A 2,021-nucleotide genomic window follows, 5' to 3' on the forward strand; every position below is an offset into this window, starting at 1 on the left:
TGCCGACGCTCCGACACGAAAAAGGCATGGGTATCGGGCGCCATGCGTTCCCGCTGTGCCATCCATGCCTTGATTGCCCGCAGTTCGTCAGCGCGCAGCGGATGTGTCGTCGCCAGCCCCTTCTTGAGCCTTGAAACGTGTAGCACGCGGCTATCGGTATCGACCTGGGAGAGCATCAACCCACAAGCCTCCGACACCCGTAGCCCATGCCGAAACATCAGCAGCAGCAGGCAACGGTCGCGGGCCTCGTTCCGGCTCCCCTTGGTGGCCATCATCAGGCGCTCGACCTCGATCTGTGTCAGGTGCTTCCGTTCGTTCATCGTTTTGTCCAATGTTTGAGGCAAAACAAGCGGCGCAAACCCGCACCGTATATAGAAATCATATCACTGCATGGGACAAAAGGAATCATTTTGTCCCATGCAGTAGCGAAGGCTCGCAAGGCGCCGGCATCCTCATCGGTTGTAGCCAACCGCCTTACAACTACCAGCCCTTTTCTTGCACGGGTCGTGACGGGAAGATGCCCATATCAATTACTCAAGGGCACCATGATGAAGTTATTCGTCGAAATCGACTTGGAGCGGGGAAACGGTGCCGTTCGATGGGAGCGCGTCACACCGCGCAATGTCCGCCGGCTGATGATTGGCCTAGGCAGTAGCGCAGCGACTGTCATCGCAATTGCCACTTGGCTATTCAACCGAGGATGAGCATCAATCCCCACCGACGTAAGTGGTTCCCCACGGCTGGTGATACACCGTGCATGGCTTGCCGGTGTGCGGGCTCACCCCGCCCGACACCGAAGGCGCGCCGGTCCCTGGCCACCTGGACATGCCCGCGAAGCCATCACTGAGCCACCACGCGAGCCAGAAGGGAATCCACACGATCAGGCCGCCGAACAACATGGCGGGGATGTGTTGCCATTCGGGCAGTGCCAGCCATACCGACGCCGGCACGGGAAGCCAGAGCATCCAGCGCCGCCCGGCAAACGGCATCCGCCACGCTTTCGCCCTCATCGCGCCTGCTCCTCGATAACCAGCACAACGTAGCTGGCTGTGTTCTTGTCGTCCTGCATGTGAACGACCCGAAAGCCCTTTTCGTAAATCTGGCGGATCGTCACCTTGCCGATGTGCTCGCAGTGCACGACAGAATCAGCGCCCCGGAACGGGGTAGATCAAGCAGTCGTGTCACCAGCCGCCATTTCGATCACGGCAATGGCAGCCGGGCGTTCACGTTCAAATTGTTCCGGTCTGGAGGAGGCCGACTGACGTCTCGGATGGCGCGTGACATACGAGCGCTGTGACTCCTGCAGGGGCGACTCAACAGCCTGACCGGACGGCGAGCATCGGCCCTTCTCACGTATTCGTCATGTCAGCTTTGACGCTGCGCACGCGACGGCACCCGACCCACTCCGGTCGTTCCGGGCTGGCAAAGGGGCAACGGCAGCTTTCAGAGTGGACCGGCCTCCGGTCCTTTGAGAGCGGCTGGCGAATCGTCGAGCCGGGGTCACCGGCGGACTCTTGGATAGAGGTCGTTCAACGCGTCATGCCGTCAAGGCGCCGAGTTAATCTGGAACCGATTCCTATACGCCCCGGGGCTCATCCCAATGCGCTGCCGAAAGAGCCGCGAAAAGGAGCTGGTGTCGTTGTAGCCAACTTGGCCGCCTATAGCCTCCACGCTCAGATCACCCGTCTCGAGTAGCGCTCGGGCGGCCTCGAGCCGGAGATCCTGCAGATACGCCAGCGGGGTCTGGCCCAGCGCCGCCTTGAACCGTCGAATGAGCGTGCGATCACTGATCGCGAGCGCGTCCGCAAGAACGGAGATCCGCAATTCCTTGGTCATGTTGCTCTGGAGCCAATGCTGCGCACGTTCCACGAGGGAATCCGAGTGCGCTCTTTCTACCAGCAGCGGCAGGTAAGGAACCTGGCTGGTCTGGCTCACGTCGATCAGCAAGCTCTTGGCGGTCTGCGAGGCGATGGCCGGCCCCGAAAAGCGCTCGATGATGCGGATGGCTTGCAGCAGGTATG

4 protein-coding genes are annotated in these 2,021 nt (G+C 60.9%); all 4 read right to left on the reverse strand.

Annotated elements, in window-relative coordinates; translation table 11 throughout:
* The coding region (locus H149_RS0119090; RefSeq protein ID WP_020651364.1) for a tyrosine-type recombinase/integrase at positions 1-320 on the reverse strand (320 nt) is incomplete at its 3' end.
* 387 nt (positions 321-707) lie between these two features.
* The gene (locus H149_RS0119095; protein WP_211213641.1) at positions 708-1,010 is read right to left on the reverse strand and encodes a hypothetical protein; all 303 of its coding nucleotides are present in this window, start codon (positions 1,008-1,010) and stop codon (positions 708-710) included.
* The gene (locus H149_RS24275) at positions 1,007-1,138 is read right to left on the reverse strand and encodes a hypothetical protein (RefSeq protein ID WP_020651366.1); all 132 of its coding nucleotides are present in this window, start codon (positions 1,136-1,138) and stop codon (positions 1,007-1,009) included. Before H149_RS24275 ends, H149_RS0119095 begins: the two co-directional genes overlap by 4 nt.
* Positions 1,139-1,545: 407 nt before the next feature.
* The coding region (locus tag H149_RS0119105) for a GlxA family transcriptional regulator (protein ID WP_020651367.1) at positions 1,546-2,021 on the reverse strand (476 nt) is incomplete at its 5' end.

Origin of the sequence: Solimonas variicoloris DSM 15731 (assembly GCF_000382285.1) — a bacterium.
GTDB lineage: Bacteria > Pseudomonadota > Gammaproteobacteria > Nevskiales > Nevskiaceae > Solimonas > Solimonas variicoloris.

Bases quoted from the DNA above. Each gene is read 5' to 3' on its own strand.
- H149_RS0119095 (WP_211213641.1), bottom strand. From the start codon at position 1,010: ATGAGGGCGAAAGCGTGGCGGATGCCGTTTGCCGGGCGGCGCTGGATG.